This is a genomic window from Pseudomonas sp. BP01 (assembly GCF_022760795.1).
GTDB lineage: Bacteria > Pseudomonadota > Gammaproteobacteria > Pseudomonadales > Pseudomonadaceae > Aquipseudomonas > Aquipseudomonas putida_Q.
Genome location: NZ_JAFBKA010000002.1, coordinates 102,838 through 129,720, shown reverse-complemented (window position 1 = coordinate 129,720; position 26,883 = coordinate 102,838). Strand labels below are relative to the sequence as shown.

At 65.0% G+C, this 26,883-nt stretch carries 16 protein-coding genes and 2 pseudogenes; 5 read left to right on the top strand and 13 right to left on the bottom strand.

From position 1 onward, the window contains the following. Positions 1-168: 168 nt before the first annotated feature. Positions 169-8,813, top strand: a pseudogene (locus tag JOY50_RS02685) (GH36-type glycosyl hydrolase domain-containing protein). Between the two features lie 92 nt (positions 8,814-8,905). Continuing rightward, the gene (locus JOY50_RS02680) at positions 8,906-9,631 is read left to right on the top strand and encodes a Crp/Fnr family transcriptional regulator (RefSeq protein WP_243054729.1); all 726 of its coding nucleotides are present in this window, start codon (positions 8,906-8,908) and stop codon (positions 9,629-9,631) included. A 372-nt stretch (positions 9,632-10,003) separates the two neighbouring features. On the opposite strand, the gene JOY50_RS02675 is transcribed toward JOY50_RS02680, so the two are convergent. Continuing rightward, positions 10,004-11,074, bottom strand: coding sequence for an SDR family oxidoreductase (locus JOY50_RS02675; RefSeq protein ID WP_243054728.1), 1,071 nt, complete (start codon positions 11,072-11,074; stop codon positions 10,004-10,006). Between the two features lie 74 nt (positions 11,075-11,148). Between JOY50_RS02675 and JOY50_RS02670 the strand changes: the two genes are divergently transcribed. Then, entirely contained in the window at positions 11,149-11,538 is a 390-nt protein-coding gene (locus JOY50_RS02670; protein WP_243054727.1) for a MerR family transcriptional regulator, read from the top strand. Between the two features lie 161 nt (positions 11,539-11,699). Here JOY50_RS02670 and JOY50_RS02665 read toward each other — a convergent pair whose 3' ends face one another. The 9 genes from JOY50_RS02665 to JOY50_RS02625 form a co-directional block, all read right to left on the bottom strand. Continuing rightward, a complete protein-coding gene (locus JOY50_RS02665; RefSeq protein WP_016486135.1) occupies positions 11,700-12,086 on the bottom strand; it encodes a cupin domain-containing protein in 387 nt (128 codons plus the stop codon). A 72-nt stretch (positions 12,087-12,158) separates the two neighbouring features. Further along, positions 12,159-12,983, bottom strand: coding sequence for an AraC family transcriptional regulator (locus JOY50_RS02660; protein WP_243054726.1), 825 nt, complete (start codon positions 12,981-12,983; stop codon positions 12,159-12,161). A gap of 83 nt (positions 12,984-13,066) precedes the next feature. Further along, positions 13,067-13,618: a YdeI/OmpD-associated family protein gene (locus JOY50_RS02655; protein WP_243054725.1), complete on the bottom strand. Its 552-nt coding sequence runs from the start codon at positions 13,616-13,618 to the stop codon at positions 13,067-13,069. A gap of 48 nt (positions 13,619-13,666) precedes the next feature. Beyond that, the gene (locus JOY50_RS02650) at positions 13,667-14,986 is read right to left on the bottom strand and encodes a serine hydrolase (protein ID WP_243054724.1); all 1,320 of its coding nucleotides are present in this window, start codon (positions 14,984-14,986) and stop codon (positions 13,667-13,669) included. 20 nt (positions 14,987-15,006) lie between these two features. Beyond that, entirely contained in the window at positions 15,007-16,860 is a 1,854-nt protein-coding gene (locus JOY50_RS02645; protein ID WP_243054723.1) for a DUF1302 domain-containing protein, read from the bottom strand. A gap of 134 nt (positions 16,861-16,994) precedes the next feature. Then, entirely contained in the window at positions 16,995-17,465 is a 471-nt protein-coding gene (locus tag JOY50_RS02640; RefSeq protein WP_243054722.1) for a thioesterase family protein, read from the bottom strand. A 2-nt stretch (positions 17,466-17,467) separates the two neighbouring features. Beyond that, entirely contained in the window at positions 17,468-18,631 is a 1,164-nt protein-coding gene (locus tag JOY50_RS02635) for an iron-containing alcohol dehydrogenase (protein ID WP_243054721.1), read from the bottom strand. A gap of 43 nt (positions 18,632-18,674) precedes the next feature. Further along, the gene (locus tag JOY50_RS02630; protein ID WP_243054720.1) at positions 18,675-20,462 is read right to left on the bottom strand and encodes an acyl-CoA dehydrogenase C-terminal domain-containing protein; all 1,788 of its coding nucleotides are present in this window, start codon (positions 20,460-20,462) and stop codon (positions 18,675-18,677) included. Then, on the bottom strand, positions 20,459-21,697 hold the full coding sequence (locus tag JOY50_RS02625) for a 3-hydroxyacyl-CoA dehydrogenase (protein WP_243054719.1): 1,239 nt from the start codon (positions 21,695-21,697) through the stop codon (positions 20,459-20,461). Before JOY50_RS02625 ends, JOY50_RS02630 begins: the two co-directional genes overlap by 4 nt. A gap of 100 nt (positions 21,698-21,797) precedes the next feature. Here JOY50_RS02625 and JOY50_RS02620 point away from each other — a divergent pair, with 100 nt between their 5' ends. Beyond that, positions 21,798-22,697 (top strand): LysR family transcriptional regulator, encoded by a 900-nt coding sequence (locus JOY50_RS02620; protein WP_243054718.1) that lies wholly within the window; start codon positions 21,798-21,800, stop codon positions 22,695-22,697. A gap of 101 nt (positions 22,698-22,798) precedes the next feature. After that, complete coding sequence (locus JOY50_RS02615) at positions 22,799-24,757, top strand: alkyl/aryl-sulfatase (protein WP_243054717.1); 1,959 nt, start codon at positions 22,799-22,801, stop codon at positions 24,755-24,757. An 18-nt stretch (positions 24,758-24,775) separates the two neighbouring features. Here the strand turns inward: JOY50_RS02615 and JOY50_RS02610 are convergent, their stop codons facing one another. The 3 genes and pseudogenes from JOY50_RS02610 to JOY50_RS02600 form a co-directional block, all read right to left on the bottom strand. Continuing rightward, on the bottom strand, positions 24,776-25,075 hold the full coding sequence (locus tag JOY50_RS02610; RefSeq protein ID WP_019472163.1) for a DUF202 domain-containing protein: 300 nt from the start codon (positions 25,073-25,075) through the stop codon (positions 24,776-24,778). Then, positions 25,068-25,454: a YidH family protein gene (locus tag JOY50_RS02605; protein ID WP_243054716.1), complete on the bottom strand. Its 387-nt coding sequence runs from the start codon at positions 25,452-25,454 to the stop codon at positions 25,068-25,070. Before JOY50_RS02605 ends, JOY50_RS02610 begins: the two co-directional genes overlap by 8 nt. 13 nt (positions 25,455-25,467) lie before the next feature. Continuing rightward, a pseudogene (locus JOY50_RS02600) lies at positions 25,468-26,806 on the bottom strand (DUF1329 domain-containing protein). Positions 26,807-26,883: the final 77 nt, after the last annotated feature.

The window sequence follows — 26,883 nt, the reverse complement described above, 5'->3', positions numbered from 1 at the left end:
ACCACAATTCGTCCAGCCTCTCCATGGTGTGCCGCAGCGGCGCGTTGGACATCGGCGATACAGCCCGTGCGCAGAGCCAAGGCGGGTCTGTTCGCTACCGTACAGACGCTGCCCGGGCGATCACCGCAGACTGAATGCTGAAAGGCCAGATCGGCAACCCGGCATACCATGGACAATCCTTGGCTTCTCGCACGCAGCTACCTTCGGCGCCTGTATGCCCATGCGGGGCGCTGGCGTTCGCCCCGGCATACCTTCACCTATGAAAGCCTGCTGCGCTCGGAGCTGTACAACGCCGACCAGATGGCCGAGCACGGTCTGCGGCTGGCCCATCAGCACCGCTTGAGCCAGCGGCCGGCCAACGACGCCCTGCTTGACCGCCTGGCCGACAACGAGCGCATGCTCTCTGCCAGTTGCACCGCCCTCACCGCCGCCCTGCCCGGCTCCCGCCCGGCGTTACCTGCCGCGCAGTGGCTGCTCGACAACTTTTACCTGGTCGAAACCCATATCCGCATTGCCAAGCACGACCTGCCGGCCAACTACAGCCTGCAGCTGCCGCAGCTGGACAACGGCGCCTCCACCGGCCTGCCGCGTGTCTACGACATTGCCCTGGAGACCATTTCCCACGGTGACGGGCGGATCGACGCTGAGAGCTTCAGCCGTTTCGTCGAGGCTTATCAGCAGGCCTGCACCCTGACCCTGGGTGAGCTCTGGGCCATCCCGATCATGCTGCGCCTGGCCCTGATAGAAAACCTGCGCCGTGTAGCGGCGCGGGTCATGGCCAACTGGGCTGACCGCGACCTGGCCAATGTCTGGGCCGACCGGCTTGGCGAAACCGCCGAGCGCGACGCCAAGAGCGTGGTGCTGGTGGTCGCCGACATGGCCCGGTCGCAACCGCCGATGACCGCCGCCTTCGTCGCCGAGCTGGCCAGGCGGCTGCAGGGCCACAGCGCTTCGCTGACCCAGCCGCTGCTGTGGGTGGAACAGATGCTCAGCGAGTCGGCGCGCAGCATCGAGGGCCATGTCCAGCTCGATGCCCAGCAGCAGGCCATTGACCAGGTGTCCATCAGCAACAGCATTGGCAGCCTGCGCCTGCTGTCGACCATCGACTGGAAGGCGTTCGTCGAACACCTGAGCCATGTCGAACAGGCGCTGCACCGCGACCCTGCGGCCATTTACCCCGCCATGGACTTCACCAGCCGTGACCACTACCGGCACAGCGTCGAGCGCCTGGCGCGCCATAGCGCATTCAGCGAAGTCGCGGTGGCGCGCACGGCCATCGAGCTGGCCCAGGCAGCAGGTGCCGCGCCGGGTGAACCGGCTGAGCATGTGGGTTTCTACCTGGTGGGGGGCGGCCTGCCGTTGCTGGAGCAGCGCCTGGCCGTACGGGTGCCGCTGGCCGAGCGCTGGCAACGCCTGCTGCACCGGGCGCCGCTGGCATTCTACCTGGTACCAGTGACGCTGCTGTCCTGCCTGCTGGCGTGGGGCTTCATGCGCGCCATTGGCCAGGAGGGCTGGCCTTTGGCGGTGCTGGCCGCCATGGCCCTGCCGGTTCTGCTGAGCACCAGCCGTCTGGCCATCGGCCTGGTGAACTGGCTGGTGACACTGACCGTCAAACCCTCCTTCCTGCCACGGCTGGACTACACCGGTGGTATTCCCGCAGACGCCCTCACGCTGGTGGTGGTGCCCACCCTGCTGGCCAATGCCGGCGATGTCGAAGAGCTGGTCGAAGGGCTGGAAGTACGCTTTCTGGCCAACCGTGACGAGCACCTGCACTTTGCCCTGCTCAGCGACTTATGGATGCCCGTGAGCAAAACCAGCCCGAAGACCAGGCACTGCTCGACCTGGCCAGCGAAGGTATCCGTGCCCTCAACCACAAGTACCCCAGCACGGGCGGTGCGCGCTTTTTGCTGTTTCACCGGCCTCGCGTATGGAACGCCGCCGAGCGCTGCTGGATGGGCCGCGAGCGCAAGCGCGGCAAGCTTGCCGAGCTCAATGCAGTGTTGCGCGGGCACGGCCACGCGTGCTTCATGCGGATCGTCGGCGACCTGCAAGCACTCGGCCACGTGCGCTATGTCATCACCTTGGACACCGACACCCAATTGCCTCGCGGTGCCGCCCGGCAATTCATCGGCGCCATGCAGCACCCGCTCAACCGCGCTCGCTTCGACACACACACAGGTCGCCTCGACGCTGGCTACGCGATTCTGCAACCGCGGGTGGGCATCAGCCTGCCCAGCGTGTCGCGCTCGCGCTATGCGCGCCTGTTTGGCAGTGACGCCGGTGTCGACCCCTACACGCAGGCCGTTTCGGACGTTTATCAGGACCTGTTTCTCAGTGGCTCTTTCATTGGCAAAGGCATTTATGCGGTGGATGCTTTCGAGCAGTCACTGGAGGGCCGTTTTGCCGACAACCGGGTACTCAGCCATGACCTGATCGAAGGCTGCTATGCGCATTCGGGCCTGCTCAGCGATGTGCAACTGTTCGAAACCTACCCGGCCCGCTACAGCGCCGACAGCAAACGCCGACACCGCTGGATACGCGGCGACTGGCAACTGCTGCCGTGGCTGGTGCCCTGGCTGCACACCGGCACCCATGGCCTGGCGCTAAGCCCGCTCAGCGCTTTGTCGCGCTGGAAGATTTTCGACAACCTGCGCCGCAGCCTGGAGCCGGCGGCGCTGCTGACCCTGCTGCTGTGGGGTTGGCTGGCCAGTGCCACACCGCTCGCCTGGACGCTGGCCCTGCTGGCCTTGCTGCTGACGCGCCCAATGCTGGACTCTCTGCTCGAACTGCTGGGCAAGGCCACTGATGTACCTGTGTCAGAACACCTGCTGGCAGCGTTGCACACCTCGGGCACCTGTTTCTTGCGCGCCGGCCTTTCACTGGCCTGGTTACCCTTCGAGACCTGCTACAGCCTGGATGCCATCCTTCGCACCTTGTGGCGGCTGGGCGTCAGCAAACAACGCCTGCTGCAATGGAACCCCTCACGCGAGGACGAACGCTGCAGCGCAGATACCCTGCAGGCGGTGTATCGCCAGCAATGGGGGCAACCGGCCCTGGTGTTTGTGCTGACCGGTGCCTTGGCGATGCAGCCGACGGTACTGCTGATTGCCTCGCCGGTGCTTGTCCTGTGGCTGCTCGGCCCGGCGCTGGCCTGGTGGCTCAGCCGCCCAAGTGACCGGGCCGCCCTCACGCCGGGCACCCACGACCTGGTCTTCCTGCATCGACTCGCCCGCGCCAACTGGGCCTTCTTCGACAGCTACGTCGGCCCTGCCGACAACTGGCTGCCACCCGACAACATCCAGGCGCCGCCCTTCGCCAACATCGCTCACCGCACCTCACCGACCAACATGGGCATGGCCCTGCTCTCGCACCTGGCGGCCCATGACTTTGGCTACCTCAGTGCGGGCCGCCTGTTCGAACGCCTGGCCTGCATGCTCGACAGCATGGCCCGCCTGGAGCGCTTCAAAGGGCACTTCTACAACTGGTACGACACCCAGGCGCTCAAGCCGCTGTCACCGCTGTATATCTCGAGCGTGGACAGCGGCAACCTCGCCGCCCTGCTGTTGACACTCAGGCCCGGCCTGCTGGAAATGGCCGACACGCCCCAGCTCGACCGGCGCTTGACCCAGGGTTTGCTCGACACCCTCGACACGTTGCTGGACGCCTATGCCCGCACAAGTGCGGACACCCAGCCGATCACGGCCCTGCGCGAGCAGGTGCGGCTCGCCCATGGCCAAGTGGGCGACGGATACGCCACGCTGTTGCCGGTGCTGGTCGAACAGTTGCAGCCGCTGATCACGCAACGGGCTGCCTTGGCGCCTGGCACAGAAGCTGCTGACGATTGTACTTTCTGGCTGAATGCCCTGAATGAGCAATGCCTGGACCTGAGCCGCGAACTGCAGCAGCTGCAATTGCCCCCCGGTAACGATCAGGCCCCCCACGCTCCGCTGACCTGGCGCCAGCTGGCACAGCTCGACGCAGACCAGTGGCCGCCCCCCGAGCGCCTGGCGGTGGCCAACGTCAGGGCAGTTGCCCGCCAGCGCATCGCCCAGGCACACGCCCTGGCCAGCCGCATTGAAGCGTTGGCCAGCATGGACTTCACCTTCCTGTACGACAACCACCGCGACCTGTTCGCCATCGGCTACAACGCCGACGAACACCGCCTGGACGCCGCGTTCTATGACCTGCTCGCGTCCGAGATGCGCCTGACCAACTTCGTCGTCATCGCCCAGGGCCAGGTGCCACAGGACAGCTGGTTCGCCCTGGGCCGGCTGCTCACCAGCAATGCGGGCGTGCCTGTGTTGCTGTCCTGGTCCGGCTCGATGTTCGAGTACTTGATGCCGCTGCTGGTGATGCCGAACTATGAGGGCACCCTACTCGACCAGACCTGCCACGCCGCCGTCAAACGGCAGATCGAACACGGCAAGCTGTCGGGCCTGCCCTGGGGAGTCTCGGAATCGGCCTACAATGCGCTGGACGCACATTTCAACTACCAGTACCGGGCGTTCGGCGTCCCGGGGCTGGGCCTCAAGCGTGGCCTGGGTGAAGAGCGCGTGGTGGCGCCCTATGCCAGCGCACTGGCCCTGATGGTGGCACCCGCTGCCGCCTGCCGCAACCTGCAACGGCTGGCCACGCTTGGCATGGCTGGGCGCTTCGGGCTCTACGAGGCCGTGGACTACAGCGAGGCACGCCTGCCCCCCGGGCAAGACGCCGTCGTGGTCCGCTCGTTCATGGCCCACCATCAGGGCATGAGTTTCCTGGCCCTGACCGCTTTGCTGCTGAACAAGCCCATGCAACGGCGCTTCGCCTCCGACCCGCAGTTCCAGGCCAGCATGCTGCTGTTGCAGGAGCGCGTGCCGAAAACCGCTGCGCCCTACCTGCATACCCTCCAGGCCCCGGCCGAGGACACCGCCGAGCGCGACCCCGAGGCACAGCTGCGGGTGTTCAAAGAGCCGAACCGGGCGCAACCGGCCGTACAACTGCTGTCCAACGGCCGCTATCACGTCATGGTCAACCACGTGGGCAGTGGCTACAGCCAGCGCAACACGCTGGCGGTGACCCGCTGGCGCGAAGACGCCAGCCGCGACGACCTGGGCAGCTTCTGCTACCTGCGCGATGTCGCCAGCGGCGCCTACTGGTCCACCTCCTACCAGCCGACACGGCACCGCACAAAGCTCCAGGAGGCGATCTTCAGCGACGGCCGCGCGGAGTTCCGCGTGCGCGAACGCGACTTCGACTGCCATACCGAAATTGCCGTTTCGCCCGAAGACGACATCGAACTGCGACGCCTGCACCTGACCAACCATGGCGACCTGCCCCGCACCCTGGAGCTGACCAGCTACGCCGAAGTGGTGCTGGCACCGGCCTTGAGCGATGCCCTGCACCCGGCTTTCAGCAAGCTGTTCATCCAGACCGAACTGATCCGCCCGCTGCAAGCCATCCTCTGCACGCGACGGCCGCGCTCGCAGCAGGACGCCGTACCATGGATGTGCCATGTGCTCGCGGTGCACGGAGCGGACATCGAGGCGCTGTCCTACGAAACCGATCGGGCCCGCTTTATCGGCCGAGGGCGCACCCTGGCGCGGCCGGCGGCCATGGACCCAGACAATGAGGTGTTGTCCGATAGCGCGGGGGCGGTACTGGACCCGATCGTGGCCATCCGCTGCCGCATCACCCTGATGCCCGGCCATGCGACCACGGTTGACCTGGTCACAGGCGTCGCCGACAGCCGCGACGCCTGCCTGCAGCAAGTCGCCAAGTACCGCGACCGGCACTTGGCCGATCGGGTGTTCGACCTCGCCTGGCCGCACAGCCAGGTTTTGTTGCACCAGCTCAACGGTTCGCTGGCCGACGCCCGGCTGTTCGAACAGATGGCCGCCTCGGTGCTGTACCCCAACGCCAGCCTGCGGCCCAACGCAGCGTTGCTGGCCAGCAACCGGCGCAACCAGTCCGGCCTGTGGGGCCAGGGGGTGTCGGGCGACCTGCCGATCGTGCTGGTACAGATCGGCGACCCGGCCAACATTCATCTGGTCAAGCAGATAGTGCTGGCCCATGCCTACTGGCGCCAGAAAGGGCTCGCGCTCGACCTGCTGATCTGGAACGAAGACCAGGCCGGTTACCGCCAGCAACTGCAGGACCTGATCATGGGGATCGTCACCTCCGGCAGTGAAGCGGCCCTGCTCGACCGCCCCGGCGGCATTTACGTAAGGCCTGCGCAGCAACTGTCTGCCGAAGACCGGCTGCTGACTTTGTCGGTAGCCCGGCTGGTGCTCAACGACAATCTCGGCACGCTGGAAGAGCAACTGCACCTGCGCCGGCAGCCAAAGGTCCCGGCGGCTGTTGCGGCCCACCCTGTCAGCCGCCGGCCGGCATCTGCCAGCTATTCGCCCACCGAGCAACCCACGGTGAGGCTGGGCAACCGTTATGGCGGGTTCAGCACCGACGGCCGCGAGTACGTCATTGCGCTGCTACCCGGCTCACCGCCACCAGCGCCATGGGTCAACATCCTGGCCAACCCGCAGTTCGGCAGCGTGGTCTCCGAGGCCGGCAGCGCTTACACCTGGTACGAGAACGCCCACGAGTACCGCTTGACGCCCTGGCACAACGACCCGGTTACCGACGCCAGTGGCGAAACCCTCTACCTGCGCGACGAGGACACCGGCGAGTACTGGTCACCGACGCCGCAGCCCTGCCCAGGCCCTGGCCGTTACTGCACCCGCCACGGCTTTGGCTACAGCGTGTTCGAGCATGTCGAGCAAGACCTGCGCAGCGAGCTGTGGGTGCATGTGGCGCAGGATGCGCCGGTCAAGTTCAGCCGGCTCAAACTGCACAACACATCGGCACGGGTACGCCGTTTGTCGGTGACCTGCTTCGTCGAGTGGGTGCTGGGCGACCTGCCGAGCAAAACCGCCATGCACGTTGTCAGTGAGCCCGACCCTTTCAGCGGCGCGCTGTTTGCCCGCAACAGCTACTCAGTGGAATTTTCCACGCACGTGGCGTTTCTCGATTGCGACCTGCCGATACAGGGCCTGACCTGTGATCGCGGCGAATTCCTGGGGCGCAACGGCGATTGCCAGGCGCCTTTGGGCATGCGTCAGTCACGGCTGTCGGGGCGTACCGGCGGCGGTCTGGATCCCTGCGCGGCATTGCAGGTGGCGCTGCAGCTGGAGCCCGGCGAAAGCCGGGAGGTGGTGTTCCGCCTGGGCGCCGCCCGGGACGCCCGCGCCGCTACCCGCTGCGTCCAGCAATACCGGGGGTTGCAGGCCGCCATGGACGAGTTCGACAAGGTCAGCGCCTACTGGCGGCGGACCCTCGACACCGTGCAGATCGAGACGCCGGAACCTGCACTGGATGTGCTGGCCAACGGCTGGTTGATGTATCAGGTGATCGCCTGCCGGTTCTGGGCGCGCAGCGGCTTTTACCAGTCTGGCGGTGCCATCGGTTTTCGCGACCAGCTGCAGGACAGCATGGCCATGGTCCATGCCGCGCCGGCGTCGGCGCGCCAACACCTGCTGGCCTGCGCTGCGCATCAGTATGCCGAAGGCGACGTGCAGCACTGGTGGCACCCACCGTTGCAGCGCGGGGTGCGTACCCGCTGCTCCGATGACCTGCTGTGGCTGCCGCTGGCCGCCAGCCGCTACGTAGAGGCCACCGGGGATTACGCCGTGCTGGACGAGCCAGTCGGCTATCTGGAAGGCCGCGCGCTAAACGCCGGGGAAGAGTCCTACTACGACCTGCCTGGCCACTCGGCCCTGGTCGAGAGCCTGTACCAGCACTGTCAGCGCGCCCTCGGCCACGCCTTGCAATACGGGGCTCACGGCCTGCCATTGATGGGCAGCGGCGACTGGAACGACGGCATGAACAGGGTCGGCGAACAAGGGCAAGGCGAAAGCGTGTGGCTGGGCTTCTTTGGCCATGAGGTGCTGCGGGCATTCGGCTGCGTCGCCTTGCGCCAGGGCGACAGCGCCTTTGCGTTGCGCTGCACCACCCAGGCCGCCGCACTCGCCGAAAAACTGGAAGCGCACGCCTGGGACGGCGGCTGGTATCGCCGCGCCTGGTTCGACGACGGCCAGGTACTGGGTTCGGCGAGCAACCAGGAATGCCGCATCGACTCGCTGGCGCAAAGCTGGGCGGTGCTGTCGGGCGTCGCTTCGCCCGAACGTGCCCGCCTGGCCATGGCGGCGCTGGACAGCCACCTGGTACGCCGTGACATCGGCATCGTCAAACTGCTCGACCCACCCTTCGACCAGGGCCAGCTGGACCCTGGCTACATCAAGGGGTACCTGCCAGGGGTGCGTGAAAACGGCGGGCAGTACACCCATGCGGCCATCTGGGCGAGCATGGCCTACGCGCACCTGGGCGATGCCGACAAGGCCTGGGAACTGCTGCGCCTGATCAACCCGGTGCGCCAGGGCTGCGACGCGTTGATCGATACTTACAAGGTCGAACCCTATGTGATGGCCGCCGACGTTTATGCGGTTGCCCCCCACGCCGGGCGGGGTGGCTGGAGCTGGTACACCGGCTCCGCCGGCTGGATGTACCGCTTGATCGTCGAAAGCCTGCTGGGCCTGCAACGCAGTGGCGACACCCTGCGCCTGCAGCCGCTGTTGCCGGCAGGCTGGCCGGGTTATGTCCTGCATTACCGCTTTGGCAGCACCCATTACCGCATCGAGGTACGCAACGGCAACGGCAGCGAACTGAGCCTGAGCCTGGACGGCGAACGGCTTGCCGAAGCCAAGCTTCGGCTGAAGGATGACGGGTGCGAGCACCACGTCATTGCCGAGTGTCGGGCCTGCTCGTTGCCTACCATCTGAACCGTTGGGCGCATCACGGCAGCGCTGGCGCAAGCCTTGGCCCCGCTAGGCTAATCTTGTTCCGACAGCCGCTGCCATCGATGGTCCCACGCATGCAACACACGGTAAAACCCCAAAACAACCACTTGCTGGCTGCCCTGTCGCCAGAGGCGTTCAGCAGGTTGGCGCCGGACCTGGAGCACGTCAACCTGCCCTTGGGCAAGGCGCTGTACGAGTCCGGCGACACCCTGTGCCACGTCCACTTCCCGGTCGATGCCATCGTGTCGCTGCTGTATGTGATGGAAAACGGCGCCTCGGCCGAAATTTCGGTGGTTGGTAACGAAGGGCTGGTTGGCATCGCCGTGTTCATGGGCGGCGAAAGCACCCCCAGCCGGGCCATCGTGCAAAGCGCCGGGCATGCCTACCGTCTGCCCGTGCAAAAGATCAAGGACGAGTTCAACCGCCATGGCGAGTTGATGACTTTGATGCTGCGGTACACCCAGGCACTGATCACCCAGATGGCACAAACAGCGGTGTGCAATCGCCATCACTCCATCGACCAGCAATTGTGCCGCTGGTTGCTGTTGTCACTCGACCGCCTGCCGGGCGACCGCCTGTGCATGACCCAGGAACTGATCGCCAACATGCTCGGCGTGCGCCGCGAGGGTGTGACCGACGCCGCCGGCAAGTTGCAGCGCCTGGGGGTGATCGAATACAACCGCGGGCAGATCAGGGTACTGGACCGGGTACGGCTAGAAATGCTGAGCTGCGAATGCTACGCGGTGGTGAAGAAAGAAACCGAGCGACTGCTGCCCTACCTGCCAGGCCCCCAGGGTTGAAGCATTGGTGGTTCAGGCAAAGCGACAACGCTGGCACAAGTATGGCTTACGAAGTGGAAGGGGCGCAGGCTTTGCCGCCCAAGCGCATCAGTTCATTGGAGAAGCACAGGCCGACGATCATCAGTGCCCCCCGATCGTAGCGTTCAGTGCTGCAGCGGAAAGTGCAAATATGACGCCTTTGCCGAAAGTTGATTGCATTGCTGGCGATCCCTGTCGCTAAATTATCGGTCGATAGAATTCCGTCCTGTATCGACGGCACAAAGGTTGAGAAGGCTTTCCCGCAAAAACGCCCAATCGTTATTGTGATATACGCCGCCCGCCAAACTGCCTGTCAGTCGCCTTCTTGTAGTCGCCAAGGGAGAAGGCAGCGGGCTAGCCTGTGGCGATGCAATGGGAATTTACGAACGCTGCAGTGCGCTGCAAAGACTGACGGATATCCGGTTTGGCTATTTTATGCCGGTTTGCAAATTGCTCGACCGCCGCTGTATCAAAACGCGTGGTCTGGATAAAGTCCAAGGCTTCGGGTTTTGTGTGCAAAAACGACGCGACGGGAGGAATAGCCAGTAGCAGCTTCAGTAACCGGAGTGGAATGTGATGCTTGGGAGACGTTAACCCCAACGGTTGTGCAACCTGCATCAGGAGCTCTCGCAAGTTTGGGGTGTGGTCATCAAGTGCCAGCAATTCCTGGCCCACCATGGCGGGGTCAAAAGCACAAACTGCCACCAGCTCCGCCAGATAATCGACGGTGACCAGTGGCAGCCAGTGCTTGGCGGTACCGGGTACAGCAGTGAGCTTTCCCTGCACGAGGTTGCGTATCAGCCCCACCAGTGGCTGACCCTCTAGAATATGCCCCGTGCGGCTGTGGCCACAGACCGTTGCAGGATGGACAACGGTAATCTGCCCACCCTTGGCGGACATGAGCGCCAAGGTCGCAAAATGCGCCTCCAGCTTGCTTCCCTCGTAACCACCAACACGTCGATAGACGGCAGGCCAGTTCGTCAACTCCGGACGACGAGGATCAATTCCGATGCGCTGCAGATGTTCATGATTTTTCAGCATGTAGCCGCCGATCATCAAAAAGCGGCTTTTTTGCTCTGCCGCCAGAAGCGCCACGCGCTTTGCTCCTTCCACATTTACCGCACGAGAATGCTCCATTGAAAGCCCCCAGGCAAAGTGGGCGCCTAGATGGAATATGACGCTGGCGTGCCTTAGCACTTCTCGGTTAGCAGGACTCAGCCCGAGGTTGTCCTGTTCCAAGTCGCCAGCTACGGCAAACACCCGGCTGGCGCACCCTCCCAGATTATCGACTTGCTCCCGCAGTGCAGCCAATTGCGCTGGGCGACGCATCAACACCCTGATGGTGTGACCTTTTGCACTCAGGTTCGCCACCAGATGTTGGCCGATAAAGCCAGTCCCGCCTGTGACAAAGCACTCCACGCTCATTTCCCTGTTCCTTGTTCAAGGTAAGGAATAAAGCGTAAACTATCGACCCAACTCTAAGGTCAAGCGGTATTGTCATGAAAATCGGCGAACTCGAGGCCCGCAGCGGCGCCAGCCGCCATACGCTGCGTTACTACGAACACATTGGCCTGATTTCACCGCTGCGGCAAACTAACAACTATCGCCTTTACACTGAGCAAACGCTGCAAGATCTGGACTTTATCCAGCGCGCGCAAAGCATGGGGTTTTCCCTTGGTGAAATTGGCGAGATTCTGAATGCACAGCGGAACAAGCTGATTGACTGTGCTGACGGCGCCAGGCTAATTGAAAAAAAAATGGCAGAGATCGAGCAGAAGATCGTCAACCTGCAAAGCATTTATCGGTACCTGGATGAAGAGCGTGCAAACCTTGAAGCCAGTGCTGCCAAGCAACTTGAACTTCAGCGGCTGAACAACGCCGCATACTGAACTGTGAGCCCGGGAAACGGAAACTGCAGCCCACGTCGCTCGTGAAGGACCGCAATGGGTCCAAAGCAGTCGGTCGCGAGGGTCGCGAAGCGGCCCCTCCATCCCGGTTAGGTGTCCGCTTCAAACCTTAAGGAAGCTAGCCGATTATTACCGACGTCAACTCAGATCCAGACGTCATTCACAGCCGTTCGCTCCCCGCCTTCATGACCGGTATTCAAAACACCTCGCGGCTCGATCATCATGAGTTTCGTCTCCGTCTCTGCCGCTGTTCTGTGCTCTACCCCACGCGGCACCACATACAGCTCGCCCGGCTTCACATGCACGCAGCCCTCTGGGAGATCGATGCGCAAGAGGCCTTCGAGTACCAGAAACGCTTCATCGGTCTCGGGGTGCGAGTGCCAAATGAATTCACCTTCGATGCGAACCACCTTGAATTGGTAGTCGTTCATTTCCGCGACCACCCGTGGACTCCACTGTTGCTCGATAAGCGAAGCTTTTTGGGTCAGGTTCACAGGCTGCGGTACGCATTGCTGATGTATGCCGGACATGGCAGATCCTCTCTAGTTGGAGCGACCAGCCTATCGAATGGGAAACACGCCTTTCTTGTACGATCCTGCAACTCAGCGAACAGCACGCAAGCGTTCCAGCCAACGCAGAGGCGGCACGCCGTAGGTGCGAGTGAAGTGCCGGGTCATGTGGCTTTGATCGTGAAAGCCTGCGGCGAGGGCGGCATCGACCAGGGTGAAGCCATCCAGGATCAGTCTGCGAAAACAATCCAGGCGCCGTAGCGTGACAAAACGGTAAGGGCTGGTGCCGTACAGGGCGCGAAAGTCCCGCGACAAGCTCCATTGCTCACGCCCGCTGGCCTGTTCGAGCATCTCCAGCGTGATGCCTACGTGCAGATGCTCCATGATGAACGCTCTGGCACGCTCGGCGCTGCGGTAGTCCAGGCGTTTGCGGCCACGTGGCTTACCGCCGACGGCACGCAGCGCCATTGCCAGGTCATACACGGCGTCCTGCTCCTCCAGTGTTTCCAGAGGATGGTCCAAGGCTTGTACGAACGCCTCGCTGGCGCGGTACAAACGCGGGTCGCAGGAGAGCCCGCCGGCGATGAAAGGCAACGGTTCGCCCCCGAGCACGTTCTGGATCAACGACGGGTCGATGTAGGCCATACGGTAGCGAAAGCCCACCTCCGTGCCGGCCATGCCGTCATGTACTTCATCCGGGTGCAGCACAAGGGTGTTGCCTGGCACGCCGTGGCACAGCGCCCCCTTGTAGTGAAAGCTCTGAACACCGGCAAGGGTACGGCCTATCGAGTATGTGTCATGACGATGCGGGTCGTAGCCATGGCCACCAAACCAGGCTTCGATGCGCTCCACGCTGCCAGGCGTAGTGCTGCGTATGACCCAGTCAGAGGTGGATGACGGGTTTGCTTTTCGATCCATGAGAATGCTTGCCGCTATCGAGCCATGTTGGATGGGATGCTTGACCCTTGGTGCTTCAGGATTCCTTTCCGCGGCGGCGTTGATCAATCTTGCGCCTCAGGCGCACGGAAGGCCTTGCTGTAGTAACCAGACGGGTCGAAACAGCAAACGTGCTTCTTGCCGGAGGCAAGCATATCGCATGCATTGGCTATTCGTTTTGCGCGCGTCTGGGCCTGCTTGGCTGACGTGATCCAGTGTATCCAGTCTACTCGTGCGAGGGTCGTCGTATTGGTCCAGACCAGACGAGCCTCAGGCGTGGCTGCAAGGGCCTCCTGGAAATCGGGAGGGATGCCAGGTTCGGGCTCCTTCAGCACAGGGCTCAACTCCAGTGTAACGATGTCGCCAATGGCAGCATTTGCAGCTTCGAGTAACGTAGAGCTGATCTGCAGCCAATGGCTCAGTTGACCATCCGGTTCAAGGGTTGCCTGGAAAGGGTATCCATTCAATGTGCCTTCAACTGTCGTTCTTCCTCGCCTGGGAAGCTGTGCACTCGCCTCTTTTGGCAGGACCACGAATGCCCATGACGACTCATTCCCAGGGTTTGCCGGACGAAGAAGCGTTGCTTCGAAGCGGGATTTCACAACGGCCTTTGTCATTGCAACGCCTCCAGTCACGATGCCAGGTTCAATCGCAGTAAAGACACTTTAACCCGGCAGGGCCGCCAGCACCGCACCCACCATACTGTTGAACGCAGCGGGCGAGTCCACGACGCGCGCAGGGGCTTTTACCTCGCCGTCGGCGCGGGTGGCGCGCCGGGCCTGATCGGCCGTTGCTGACAGCTTCACGATCACCACTTCGCGGCGGGGGTTGATATAGATTTTCTGACCGAAGCGCCCACTGGCCTCGACCGAACCGTCACCGTCGTTCTTCTGGTACCAGTAATTGCGGTAGCCGTAACCAGGGCGACCGGGGCCGAGGTTGCCGTTGGCGAACACCGCCGGGTCCGCAGGCTGGAATGTGCTGTGCACCGCCTGGTTGAAGCTGTCGCCCTTGGCATCGCGGGCCAGTTCGCGGCGCACCAGCTCGGCGAAGCGGGCGGTGTCCCGCAGGTTGCAGCTGATGCCGCCACTGGCCATTTCGGTGCCTAGCGGGTCGACCTGCACGTAGGCATCGTCCTCGGCGAAGCGTGACCACAAACGCTGCTCGACCAGTTGCGCCCAGTTGAGCCCGGTAATGCGCCGCAACGCCCATGCCAGCGCTTCCGGTGAGCCGTTCTGGTAGAAGAACGGCGCCTGGCTACCCGCGTGCGGCGCCTGCTGCACCTGCTGGAGGAAGCTGTAGATATCCCCTGGCATGCCCTCGCGCCGCGGTATCAGGCCGGTGGCTGCAAACAGGCCGAGGTCCGGCGGCATCTGTGGTGGGTACTCCACCGCCACCTGCATGTCCAGGTTGGCCTGCACCGTCGCCTCGCCGAACGGCGTGCCGCGCAGTTCCGGCACGTAATGCGCCAGTGTGCGCTGCGGGTCCAGCGCACCTTCGGCGATCAACTGGGCGGCGATCAGGCCGGTGACCGACTTGGTCATTGACGCCCAGATATGCGCCTGGCCGGGTTGGAACCCTTCCAGATAATGCTCATACACCACCTTGCCCTGATGCAGCACGATCAAGCCGTCGGTGCTGGTTTGCTGCAGGTAACCGGCCAGGGTCAACGGCTGGTCGCCGGCGCTGAAGGCCAGTTGGTCGAGCGCCGCCGCGCTGCCTTCGGCCAAAACCAGCGGCGTGGCCGAGCGGCCGATGCCACGGGTGGGCGACACCTCGCGGGCGTGGCGCATGGACCAGCGCAAGTACGGTGGCTGAAAGGCGTTGGCCTGGTTGACGCGCAATTCCGGTGCTGGTGGGAACCCCTGCATCACGCCCTGCCCGGTCGGTGCCCCGACCGCCAGCCCTGGTGCCAGCGCACCGGCCAGTATCAGGGCGATGCCGGGCAGGTTGGCGGATGATGGCTGCATGCTGCGCTTGGACATTGTCGTGCTCCTTGGTTGTACTAGAAATTGGCACCCACACTGAACGCGACATAATCGCGGTCGCCGCGGGTGCCGTAATCGCCGTCGAGGTAATCGGTGTAGGCCAGGCTTGCCCAGTACTGAGTGGCCAAGCTGACGTCCACGCCCAGGCTGATGGAGCGCGAGCCTTCGTTGAAGGCCGAGCCGTCAGCGGGTGAGTAACCTTTGACGTCATGGGCCCAGGCCAGGCTGGGGCGAATGTCCAGGCCCTGGACAAGGTTCGGGTAGCTCCAGGTCGCGCGCAGCCGGTACCCCCACGAGAAAGGCGTGACAAAACCCTCGCCGTTGCAGTCGCCCGGGCTTTTCGAAATCGCCAGGCACAGGCTGTTGTCGGCCAGTTCGCCGTTGCCATAGGCACCGGAGCGGCCATACCGGGCCCCGAAACGCCCCTCCAGCCCACCGACATAGGTGGCACCCACCTCACCCATCAGCAGCAGCTGGTTGGCGCCCATGACCTGGCTGAACGCCTGCACGGCCGACACCTGGGCCTGGGTAACCTGTTTGCGCCGGTAACCGTCGAACGGCGTGCTGTCGGTTGCCGGGCGCAGGCCATCGGCGTTCAGCGGGCTGCGGCCGGGGGCATTGAGCAACGACTGCAACACATCGTTGCCGTTGAGTTGTACCGGCATGTTCGGCCGATAGCTCACCTCCCCTTGCACGGCGGTACCGTTGCGCAGGGTGGTGGCGAAGGTGAGGCCGTACAGGCGGATGTCCTCCGGGTATTGCGCCAGGTACCGGGAAGTGCCCATGCGCAATGCACCGGCCAGGGTCTGCCCATTGCTGGAAGCCAGGAAGGCGCCGCAGTTGGCCAGCGCCACACCGACATTGCCGCACAGCTCCCTGGCAAAACCCGTATTGCCGTAGTAGCGGCTGCTGACCGTGCCCAGGTAGGGGGAGCGGCTGTGGTAGTTGGCGGCGAACAGGCCGAACTCGGTATCCAGCCGTTCGACGTACCAGTGCAGCGAAAAACCCCATTGGCCGCCATTGCGCGGATCCTGGTCGGCGCCCCGGGGCACCCGCACGCCCTCCTCCGTCAGCGTCACACCGAACGGGGCCAGGGCCTGCGAAACGGCCGGGTTGGTGACCATCTGCCCGCCGACATCCAGGCCCCGGCAGCCCTCGGGCATGAAGTCGTTGCCGGAAAAGAACGTTGCGCAGTTGTCCAGCCGGGCCTGTTCCCAGTCCAGCTGGTAAAAGGCGTCGAAAGACAGCGCCTGGTTGAGGTTTTGCGTGACATACACCAGGTTGACCGGCGCCAGGGCGTCTTTCACCTCGGAGCCTGGCCGACGCAGCGCCGCCTGGTTGAAAGGGTTGATCACGTTCAGCCCGCCCTGGATGAACAGGCTTTCCCCCCAATTGACAACCTGTTTGCCCAGGCGCAGCGAACCGGGCTCGCCGTCGATGTCGTAGAGGGCATAGGCGAAGGCATCGAGCAGCTCCGCGCCTGCGGTTTTCGCCGATACCTGGCGATCGTGGTCGTCGATATCGACTGCGCGCTGGCTGTGGTCACGCTGCGCGGTGTCGTACCAGTAGCTGCCGCGCAGGAACACACCGAGGTTGTCGCGCCGCAGCTCCAGGTCGTGTGTGCCTTTGAAAATCGCCGAGAACACATCGCCCGCCCGGTAGTTGCGTCGCCCGTCGTTGCCATTGGCCGCCTGCAACTGCTGTTTGTCGGGGTTGGCGGTGCTGACTGCGCTGCCGAACGACAGGGCCGAGTCGAAACGCCCCTGTAACGGGCCAACGTCGAATTGCACGCCCGCCACCGGGGTGGCGAGCAGGCAGCACAGTGCCGCCAGCGGCGCGCGGCGCCGGCAGAAAAGTAGGGTTGCGCTCACTCTTAACCTCTTGTTGTTTTATTAGAGAGGGAAATGATGGGTTCAGCGCGGACGCGCCGGCCGCCCAAGCCGGCGGTGTCGGTGATCAGAAGTATCAGGCAGGTTGAACGCCCCTCACAAATAGCGTCTTCGGATCAATGCCATGCCGGTTCGTTATGGCTGGATGGGTCGGGCGACGCGATCAGGCTGCCGAGAACGCTGCGCAGCCTGGCGGGGATGGCGACCGGGCGGTTGTCGCGACGGTCGACGAAAACGTGGGTGAAACGGCCGGCCGCGCAGGCTTCAGGTTCGCCCTCGACGAACACGGCCAGCGCGTAGTGCACCGAACTGTTGCCCAGACGCTCGACGGCGATGCCCACTTCGATGCGTTGCGGGAAGGCAACGGCGGCAAAATAGTCGCAGGCGGAACCGGCCACATACGCCACCACCGGGTCGTGGTGGATATCCAGGCCGGCATGTTCGATCAGCCAGGTATTCACGGCACTGTCGAAAAACCCGTAATAGACGACGTTGTTCACATGCCCATACAGGTCGTTGTCATGCCAGCGCGTGGTGATCGGCTGGAAGTGGCGGTAGGCGCCGCGCAGCGGGCGCTCCCTGGCCATGGTCAGAACGCCGCCTGGTAGAGGGCCAGGGCATCGGCAAGGGTGACCTTGCGCGGGTTGTTGACCAGCAGCCGTTGCTGTTGCAGGGCATCCTCGGCCAGCCGCGGCAGGCTGTGCCGCGGTACACCGACATCACGCAGCCGGCCGGGCAGGCCGCAGCGTGGCGCCAGCTGCGCAAGCTCATCGATGAACTGGCTGCACAGGTCATGGGGGTCGCCAGGCACCAGGCGCTCGCCCAGCAGCGCCGGCGCCAATGCCGCATAGTCGGCGAACGCCTCGCGCCGGTTGAAGCGCATCACGTGGGGCAGCACCAGCGCATTGGCCAGCCCGTGCGGCACGTGGTAGCGCGCCCCCAGCGGGTAAGCCAGCGCATGCACCGCCGCCACCGGCGCGTTGGCAAATGCCTGCCCGGCCAGGCAGGCGCCCAGCAGCATGGCCTGGCGCGCCGCCAGGTTGCCACCGTTGTGTACCGCCTGGTCGAGGTTGCCGGCCAGCAGCACCAACGCTTCGCGGGCCAACAGGCTGGACATCGGGTTGCGCTTGAACCGGCTGGTGGTGGCCTCGATGGCATGGACCATGGCATCGATACCGGTGGCGGCAGTGATCGCCGGTGGCAGGCCCAGGGTGCGCTCGGCGTCGAGCAGCGCCAGGTCGGGCAGCAACAGCGGCGAAATGACCGCCATCTTGGCCGCCTCGCCGGTGGTGATCACGGCGACCGGGGTGACCTCGGAGCCGGTCCCGGCGGTGGTCGGCACCTGGATCAGTGGCAGGCGCTGGCCCTTGGCCTGGTCGATGCCATAGACCGCCTCCAGGGTCTGGTCACAGGCGGGGTGTGCCAGCAGCGCCACCAGCTTGGCGACATCCATGGAGCTGCCGCCACCGAAACCGACGATCAGCTCGGCGCCGATATGCCGCGCCCGGCCCACCGCCGCCAGCACGCAGGCATGGCTGGGGTCGGCGCTGACCTCACCGAAGATCGCCACGCTCAGGTGAGCCTGGGTGAACCCTGGCAGTAAATCATCGAGCATGCCCAGGTTGACAATGCCCGGGTCGGTCACGATCAGCACACGGCGCACGCCGCGTTGCTGGCACAGCTGCGCCAGGCGCCCGGCGGCACCGGGTTCGCACAGCAGATGAGGGGGGGTGGCAAAACTGAAAGGCTGCATGCTCATGTTCCTCTTGTTGTTGTGGGTGAACAGCTGGGCAGGGTCAGAAGGCGAAGTGCGCTTCATCCAGGCTCATCAGGCACTGTGCGCCGCCGCGCAACGCCTCGCAGTGGGCATTTGCGCGCGGCAATACCCGCCGCCAGTAGAAGCCTGCGGCGTGCAGCTTGGCTTGGTAGAAGGCACTGTCTGCGCTGCCTGCGGCCAGTGCCGCGCTGGCCGTTACGCCAGCGCGCAGCCACAGCGCGGCCAGCAGCACGTAGCCCGAGTAGGCAAGGAAGTCCACCGACACTGCACCGATTTCCTGCGGGTCACAGCGGCAGGCATCGACCACCTCGGCGCTCAGGTTGCGCCATTCCTGCAGGCGCTGGACGACCGCCTGGGCCATCCCGGCCAGCTCGTCGGCAGCGCAGCCGCGAGCCGCTTCGAGCAACTCATCGATGAGCAGGCGCAACTGCTCGCCACCATCGCCAAGCACCTTGCGGCGGATCAGGTCCAGCGCCTGGATGCCGTTGGTGCCTTCGTACAACTGGGTGATACGGCTGTCGCGCATCAGCTGCTCCATGCCCCATTCGCGGATATAGCCATGCCCCCCGTACAGCTGCACCCCCAGGCTGGCGACCTCCTGGCCGACATCGGTGAGGAAGGCTTTGACGATGGGGATCAGCAACGCCGCCCGCCGCCCGGCGGCCGCTTGCACGTCTGACTGCGGGGCACCGTGCTCCTGATCCAGCGCTTGCGCTGCAAAGGCCGCCAGCATGCGGCAGCCCTCGCTAAGGGTTTTCTGGGTCAGCAGCATGCGCCGCACGTCCGGGTGGCAGATGATCGGGTCGGCATTGCGCTCGGGTGCCACCGGCCCAGCCAGGCTGCGCGACTGCAAGCGCTCGCGGGCATAGGCCAGGCCACCCTGGAAGGCCGCCTCGGCGATGCCCAGCCCCTGCAGGCCAACCTGAAACCGCGCATCGTTCATCATGGTGAACATGCAGGCCAGGCCCTGGTTGGCCTCACCCACCAGCCAGCCGCGGGCGCCCTCGAAGTTCATCACGCAGGTCGCTGCACCCTTGATGCCCATCTTGTGCTCGAGCGCACCGCATTCGACGGCGTTGCGCGCGCCTCGCCCACCGCTACCGGTGCATTCGAACTTGGGCACCAGAAACAGGCTGATGCCACGCACACCGGCCGGCGCATCCGGCAGGCGCGCCAGCACCAGGTGGACGATGTTGTCGGTCAGGTCCTGGTCGCCGCCGCTGATGAAGATCTTGCTGCCGCTGATGCGGTAGCTGCCATCGCCTTGCGGCTCGGCGCGGGTGCGCAGCAGCGCGAGGTCGGTGCCGGCCTGTGGCTCGGTCAGGCACATGGTGCCGGCCCATTCGCCGCTGACCAGTTTGCCGAGGTAATCGCGCTTGAGCGCTGCGCTGCCATGCCGATGCAAGGCCAGCACGGCGCCCTCGGTCAGGCCGGAATAGATCCGAAACGACAGGGACGCGCCCATCAGCATTTCGTGAAAGCACGCCGCGACCATTTGCGGCAGGCCCTGGCCATGGTGCTCCACGGGGCCGGTCATGCCACCCCAGCCCTGCTCCACATATTGCCGGTAGGCCCGGCGAAAGCCATCAGGGGTGCGCACAGTGCCTTGCTCCAGGCGGCAGCCCTGCTCATCGCCCTGGCGGTTAAGCGGCGCAACCACCTCGCCGGCAAACCGTGCGCCTTGTTCGAGGATGCCATCAATGGTTTCGCGGTCCAGCTCGTTGCCCAGGCGGGCACAGTGCGCCGTCACATCGAACAGTTCGTGCAGGACGAAGTGCATGTCACGCAGGGGGGCTCGGTAGTTCATGCGCGGCCCTCGCGCACATCGGCCAGCTGCTTGCCCCCAGCCACCAGGCGCATCAGCAGCCCGGCCGGGCGCCAATGTTCACCGAACAGGCCTTGCAGGCGTTCCAGCCGCGCCAGCAGCAGGCTCACCCCCTGCTGGTCGGCCCAGCGCATCGGCCCACCGACCTCTACCGGGAAGCCATAGCCATGCAGGTACACCCGGTCGATGTCGGCGCTGCAGCTGGCCACCGACGCCTCGAGAATCTTCGCCCCTTCGTTGACCAGGGCCAGCAGGCAGCGCTCACGGATTTCCTCGTCGTCGATCACCCGCCGGTGCACGCCCAGGTCCTGAGCGACCTTGAGCACCAGTGCATCGACCTCGGGGTCGTGCATGGCCTCGCGGCTGCCGGGGGCGTAACGGTAGTAGCCGTGGCCGGCTTTTTGCCCGAAACGCCCCAGCGCGCACAGGGCATTGTCGACCTGCAGCAATGGCGCATCCATGGCTTTACCGGCCAGCTGGCGCGCCCGCCACTCCAGGTCGACGCCCACCACGTCATACATGCGGAACGGGCCCATGGCCATGCCGAATGCCTGCAGCGCCTCGTCCACCTGCCGCGGCGTGGCGCCTTCAAGCAGCAGCTTGCGCGCCTCGGCCGCATAGGTGGCGAGCATGCGGTTGCCGATGAAGCCCGGGCAGTTGCCGGCCACCACCACTTCCTTGCCCATGCGCTGCCCCAGGGCCTGGGCCGCATCGAGCACTGCGGGCGAGGTGCGCTCCCCACGCACCACTTCCAACAACTTCATCACATGGGCCGGGCTGAAAAAATGCAGCCCCAGCACCTGTTCGGGCCGACGGGTCACGGCAGCGATGGCATCGATGTCCAGTGCCGAAGTGTTGCTGGCCAGGATGGCTTCGGCTTTGAGCGTGCTGTCCAGGGTGCGGAAGATGTCCTGCTTGAGCGCAAGGTTCTCGTACACCGCTTCGATCACCAGGTCGGCTTCGGCGAGGTCGGCATAGGCCGTAACCTGGCGCACCCGCGCCAGGCAGGCGTCGGCCCCGGCCTGGTCGATACGCCCCTTGGCCACCTGCTGTGCCCAGGTCTGCGCAAGCATCGCCAGGCCGGCTTCGGTAGCACGCGGGTCGTTGTCCAGCCACAGCACCGGAAGGCCGGCACGGGCCAGGCTGATGACTATGCCGCGGCCCATGGTGCCGGCACCGATCACCGCCGCCAGCTGAATGTTATAGGGAGTACTCACGGGTGACGCTCCTGATGACTGTTATGAAGGCATTGCCCTCACCCTAGTCAGGCGCCTACTATTTTTGAAATTCTCATTTTCCATCCCATGTATTTTTTGCATGAATATAGCCAACTTCGACCTCAACCTGCTGCGCGTACTGGACATGCTGCTGCGTGAACAGAACGTTTCCCGCGCCGCCGAGCGCCTGGCCCTGACCCAGCCGACGGTGAGCAATGCCTTGGCGCGCCTGCGCGACCTGCTCGGCGACCCGCTGCTGGTGCGCGTGGGCCGGCGCATGCGCCCCACCCCGCGCGCCTTGGCCCTGGAAGGCCCGATCCGCGCGGCGCTGCAACAGATCGAGCAAACCCTCGGCGCCGGCGACAGCTTCGACCCGCAGCTCAGCCACCGCCAGTTGCGTATCGCCCTCACCGACTTCGCCGAGCAGCTGTGCATGCCCGGGTTGCTGGCCACCTTGCAGACCCACGCGCCGCATTTGCGCGTGGACGTGCTGCACCTGACGCCCAACCTGCCGGCCGAAGCCCTGGACCGAGGCGAACTCGACCTGGTGCTGGGGCGCTTCGATGATGTCCCCGCGCGCTACGAGCGGCGCCACTGGCGCAGCGAAACCCTGCACGTGGCGGTGCGCCAGGGCCACCCCGAAGTGGATGGCGCGCTCGACCTGCAAGCCTTCCTGGGCCTGCGCCACCTGTGGGTGCACGGCGGTCAGACCCGCGGCATGGTTGACCAGTGGCTGGGTGAACAGGGCCTGGCCCGTCGCATCGTCTACACCACGCCCAATTACCTGCAGGCCGCGCACCTGGCCGCAAGCTCCGACCTGTGCGTGGTGCTGCCCACCGCACTGGCGCGCCATTTCGCCCGGCTGCTGCCGCTGCAGGTATTGGACCTGCCGTTCGCCCTGCAGCCGTTCCAGCTGGAGCTGGTGTACCTTGCCCACCGCCAGCACGACCCGGCACTGGCCTGGCTGGTGGCGCGCATCATGGAGATTGGCACCAGCTGAGCCATCGCATTTGGGCATGGGTGGCCATGCAAGAGTGGTATTGGTTCGCCAATGAGCTCTGTCCTTAGAGTGTTCGCCCTCAGAACAACAAGGATCACCCCATGCGCCTACGCACACTGCCCTGCCTGCTGGCCCTGGCCCTGCCCTACGCGGCGCTGGCCGAAGGCCCCGCCAAGGACGCCACCGACCTCACCCGCCAGAGCAATCAGCATTGGTTGCAGCGCCTGCCCTTCGCTGACCGCAGCGATTTCGACAATGCCCGCCGCGGCCTGCTTGAAGCCGCCGACCAGGCCGTGGTCAATGCTGATGGCAAAACGGTCTGGGACCTGCAGCGCTACGCCTTCCTCACGGGCGAGGCACCGGCCACGGTCAACCCGAGCCTGTGGCGCATCGCGCAGCTCAATACCATTGCCGGGTTGTTCAAGGTCACCGACGGCATCTACCAGGTGCGCGGCCTGGACCTGGCCAACATGACCCTCATCGAAGGCGAGCACGGCCTGATCGTGATGGACCCGCTGCTGTCAGTGGAAACCGCCCGGGCCGGGTTGGCGATGTACTTCCGCCATCGCCCGCAGCGGCCGGTGGTGGCGGTGATCTATACCCACCCGCACGTCGATCACTTCGGCGGTGTGCGTGGGGTGATCGACGAGGCCGAGGTCAAGGCCGGCAAGGTGCAGGTCATCGCCCCGCAGGGGTTCTTCGAGCATGCCATCAGCGAAAACGTGCTGGCCGGGCCGGCGATGAAGCGCCGTGCGCAGTACATGTACGGCGCGCCGTTGCCACGCGGGCCACGCGGCCAGGTGGATGCCGGCCTGGGCAAGGGAGTGCCGGCCAATGCCACGGTCAGCCTGATCGCCCCGACCCGGCTGATCGAAAAACCCTTCGAGACCCTGCGCATCGATGGTGTCGATATCGAGTTCCAGCTCACACCTGGCACCGAAGCACCTGCTGAAATGAACCTGTGGTTCCCCCGGTTCAAAGCCTTGTGCATGGCCGAAAACGCCTCCCACGTGCAGCACAATGTGCTGACGCTGCGCGGCGCCCAGGTGCGCGATGCCAAGGTGTGGGCGCACTACCTGGACCAGTCGCTGTTGCGCTATGGCCAGCAAGCCGAAGTGGTGTTTGCCCAGCACCACTGGCCCACCTGGGGCGGGGCTGCGATCCGCGATTACCTGGCCGATCAGCGCGACATGTATGCCTTCATCGACAGCCAGACGCTGCGCCTGATCAATCGCGGCCTTGGCCCCACCGAAATCGCCGCCGAACTGACCACCTTGCCGCCACGGCTGGCCAGCAAATGGTACAGCCGCGACTACTATGGCTCGCTCAGCCACAACGTGCGGGCGGTGTATCAACGCTATATGGGCTTTTACGACGGCAACCCGGCAACCCTCAACCCATTGCCGCCTGCCGACGCCGGGGCCCATTACGTCAAGGCCCTGGGCGGTGCCGAACGGGTGCTGACACTGGCCCGTGAGGCTTACGGCAATGGCGACTACCGCTGGGTTGCCGAGCTCACCCGGCACCTGGTGTTCGCTCAGCCCGACAACAGCGCGGCGCGCGAGCTGCAAGCCGACGCCTTGGAGCAACTGGGCTACCAGAGCGAGAACGCCACTTGGCGCAACGCCTACCTGACCGGTGCGCAAGAGCTGCGCAACGGCGTGGCCCCAGCCGCAAGCAAGGGCGGCAGCGCCGACGACCTGGTGCGCGCCCTGACCCCGACGCTGTTCTTCGACTACCTGGGGGTACGCGTGGATGCCGCCAAGGCCGCCGAGCAGGACCTGACCATCAACTGGCACTTTACCGACCTGAACGAAGACTACGCCCTCACCCTGCGCAACGGTGTGCTCACCCACCGCGACCTCACCCGCCACGGGCAGGCGGATGTCGAGGTGAACATGAGCAAGGCCACCCTCGACCGCATCGCCCTGAAGCAGACCGGCTTTCTCAAGGAAGCGACCCTTGGGGATATCAACATCAGCGGCGAGCGCCTGAAGTTCATGCGCTTCATGGCCGGGCTGGACGAGCCGGATGGGCGCTTCAATATCGTCACCCCCTGAAGCACCCGCAGCGCCGCTCTAGAACGAGCGGCGCAACCACACGCCCAGCACCAGGCCCGCCACCCCCAACGTACACAGCGGCACGCTCCAGGCGGCGGCGTGGCCCTGCTCGCGGCGCAGCATGCCCAAACCACGGCGGTAGACGCCGCGTTCACGGGCCCGGCCAAGCAGTGCCAGCAGCACCGCCATGCCAGCAACCACCGGCATTTCGCCACGCCACGCCAGGCAGGCGACCAGCAGCAATGCAACCTGCGTGCGCCGCCAGGCCAGCACCGTACGTTCGGCCTGCAGCCCGGTGTCGCCCGTGGGTTCAGCCATGCCAACGCGCCCATAGCAGGCCCACCAGCGCCACACAGGCAAGCCCGCACGCCACGCTCAGCAGCGGCACCAGGCGGGGCAGCGGCAATGGCGCCTCGCGGCGCAGTGCGCGTTCCACCGCCAGCCAGCGCCAGCCGGCGCCCAGGCTCACCAGCAAGCTGGTGGCCAGCAACGCCAGCTCCATCGCCACCCGCCCCGACGTGGGCCAGCTATGGGCGGCGAAGGTTTCGATGGCAATGGCGCCGCCGAGCAACGCCAGGGCGGTGCGGATCCAGGCAAGAAAGGTGCGTTCATTGGCCAGGGTGAAACGCGGGTCGGGCGCCTTGCCCTGCCCCAGCAACCAGCGCTCCCAAGGGCTGTGACGGTGATCGGAATTCATCGGGGGTCCTGTGTCAGCGCAGCCCTTGGCTGCGCAATGCGCCGGGTGAGAAGTACGAAGCACTGGTGCGCACATCGAAAGCGTACGGCCTTGGCTGCTCGTTGGTCAGGCCCGACAGCTGATAGCGGCCACTGCGCAGGTCATAGATCGCCTCCATGGCATTGACCAGCGCCTGCCCGGTGACGTGGTAGTAGCTGTGCGCCTGAGCAGTGCGCCACAACTGCCCCTGGTGATCGAAGAAGTCCGCCTCGACGATGGCCCAGCTGTCCTCGTCCAGGTAGTAGCGGCGGCTGGCATAGATATGCTTCGCCCCAGGCTTGAGGGTGCCCACCACTTCCCACACCCGGTGCAGCTCGTAGCGGGTGGGTTGCGGGTTGACGTGGCCCGGCCCGATCAGCGCGGCATAACCGAGCAGTGGCGATGCCAGGCGATAGCTGTTGTACGGCACGTGCAGGGCCTTCTTGCCCACCAGGGTCCACTGGTAGAGGTCTGGTGCACCATTGAACATGTCGCGGCTGTCGGCGGTGCGCAGGCCGGCCGTGCCCGGGGTGATGCTGTCATAGGCCAGCGCCGGGGCGCGCCGCACCCGCCGCTGGCTGCTGCTGTACAGCCACGACAGGCGCGGCTGCGCAACCTGATCCAGGGTTTCGTGCAGCACCACGGCATCGCCCGCCAGGCGCGACGGCGAGGTCATGCGGTAGCTCAGGTAGTACAGCACGTTACCCGTCTGGCCATCGTCAAGCACATCGGGACGGGCAAACGTCTGTTGCAGGCTCATCGTGGCAAAGCGCCCATCGCCACGCGGCGTGATGCTGTCCGAAGCCAGGCTGAAACTGCCGTTGCGTGGCCGGGTGAGGTGGTTCCACAGCACCTGCAGGCCGTTGTCGGGCCTGGGGAATGCCAGCACGCCGTTAAAGCCTTCCACGCCGTTGCCGTCATTGACCAGGCGAGCGCTGGCAGCATTGTGCCGGGCCCATTCGCCCACCTGAGGCGGTACCGCGACACTGCGGTGCGACGGATACACCGGCAGGCGAAACGTCTTGGGGTAGCGCTGGATCAAGGCCACCTGCCCCGCCGTCAGTTGCTCACGGTACTGCCCGTAGTTCTGCGCCGTGATGACGTACAGCGGCTGCTCATCGGCGTACGGGTCCAGCGGCGTGCCGTTGACCGCCAGCGACACCTGCCCCGCTTGCAAGCCCCCCGCGCCAGGCCGGAATGCGGCCGTCGCTGCTGGGCCCGCGTTCAGCCCCCACCGGCGTCAGGTCTGGAAGCAGCGGCGTGGCCGCGACATGCAGGGCCAGCAGGCTGGCGTTGATAAGCAGAATACTGCGTAGCAGGGCGACAGGTTTCATCGGGCTTGGCCTCTTGTTGTTGTGTTGTCCTGGCCGGGCTTGCCTTGGCCCGCCCTTTCGGGGTGATACTAGGAGCC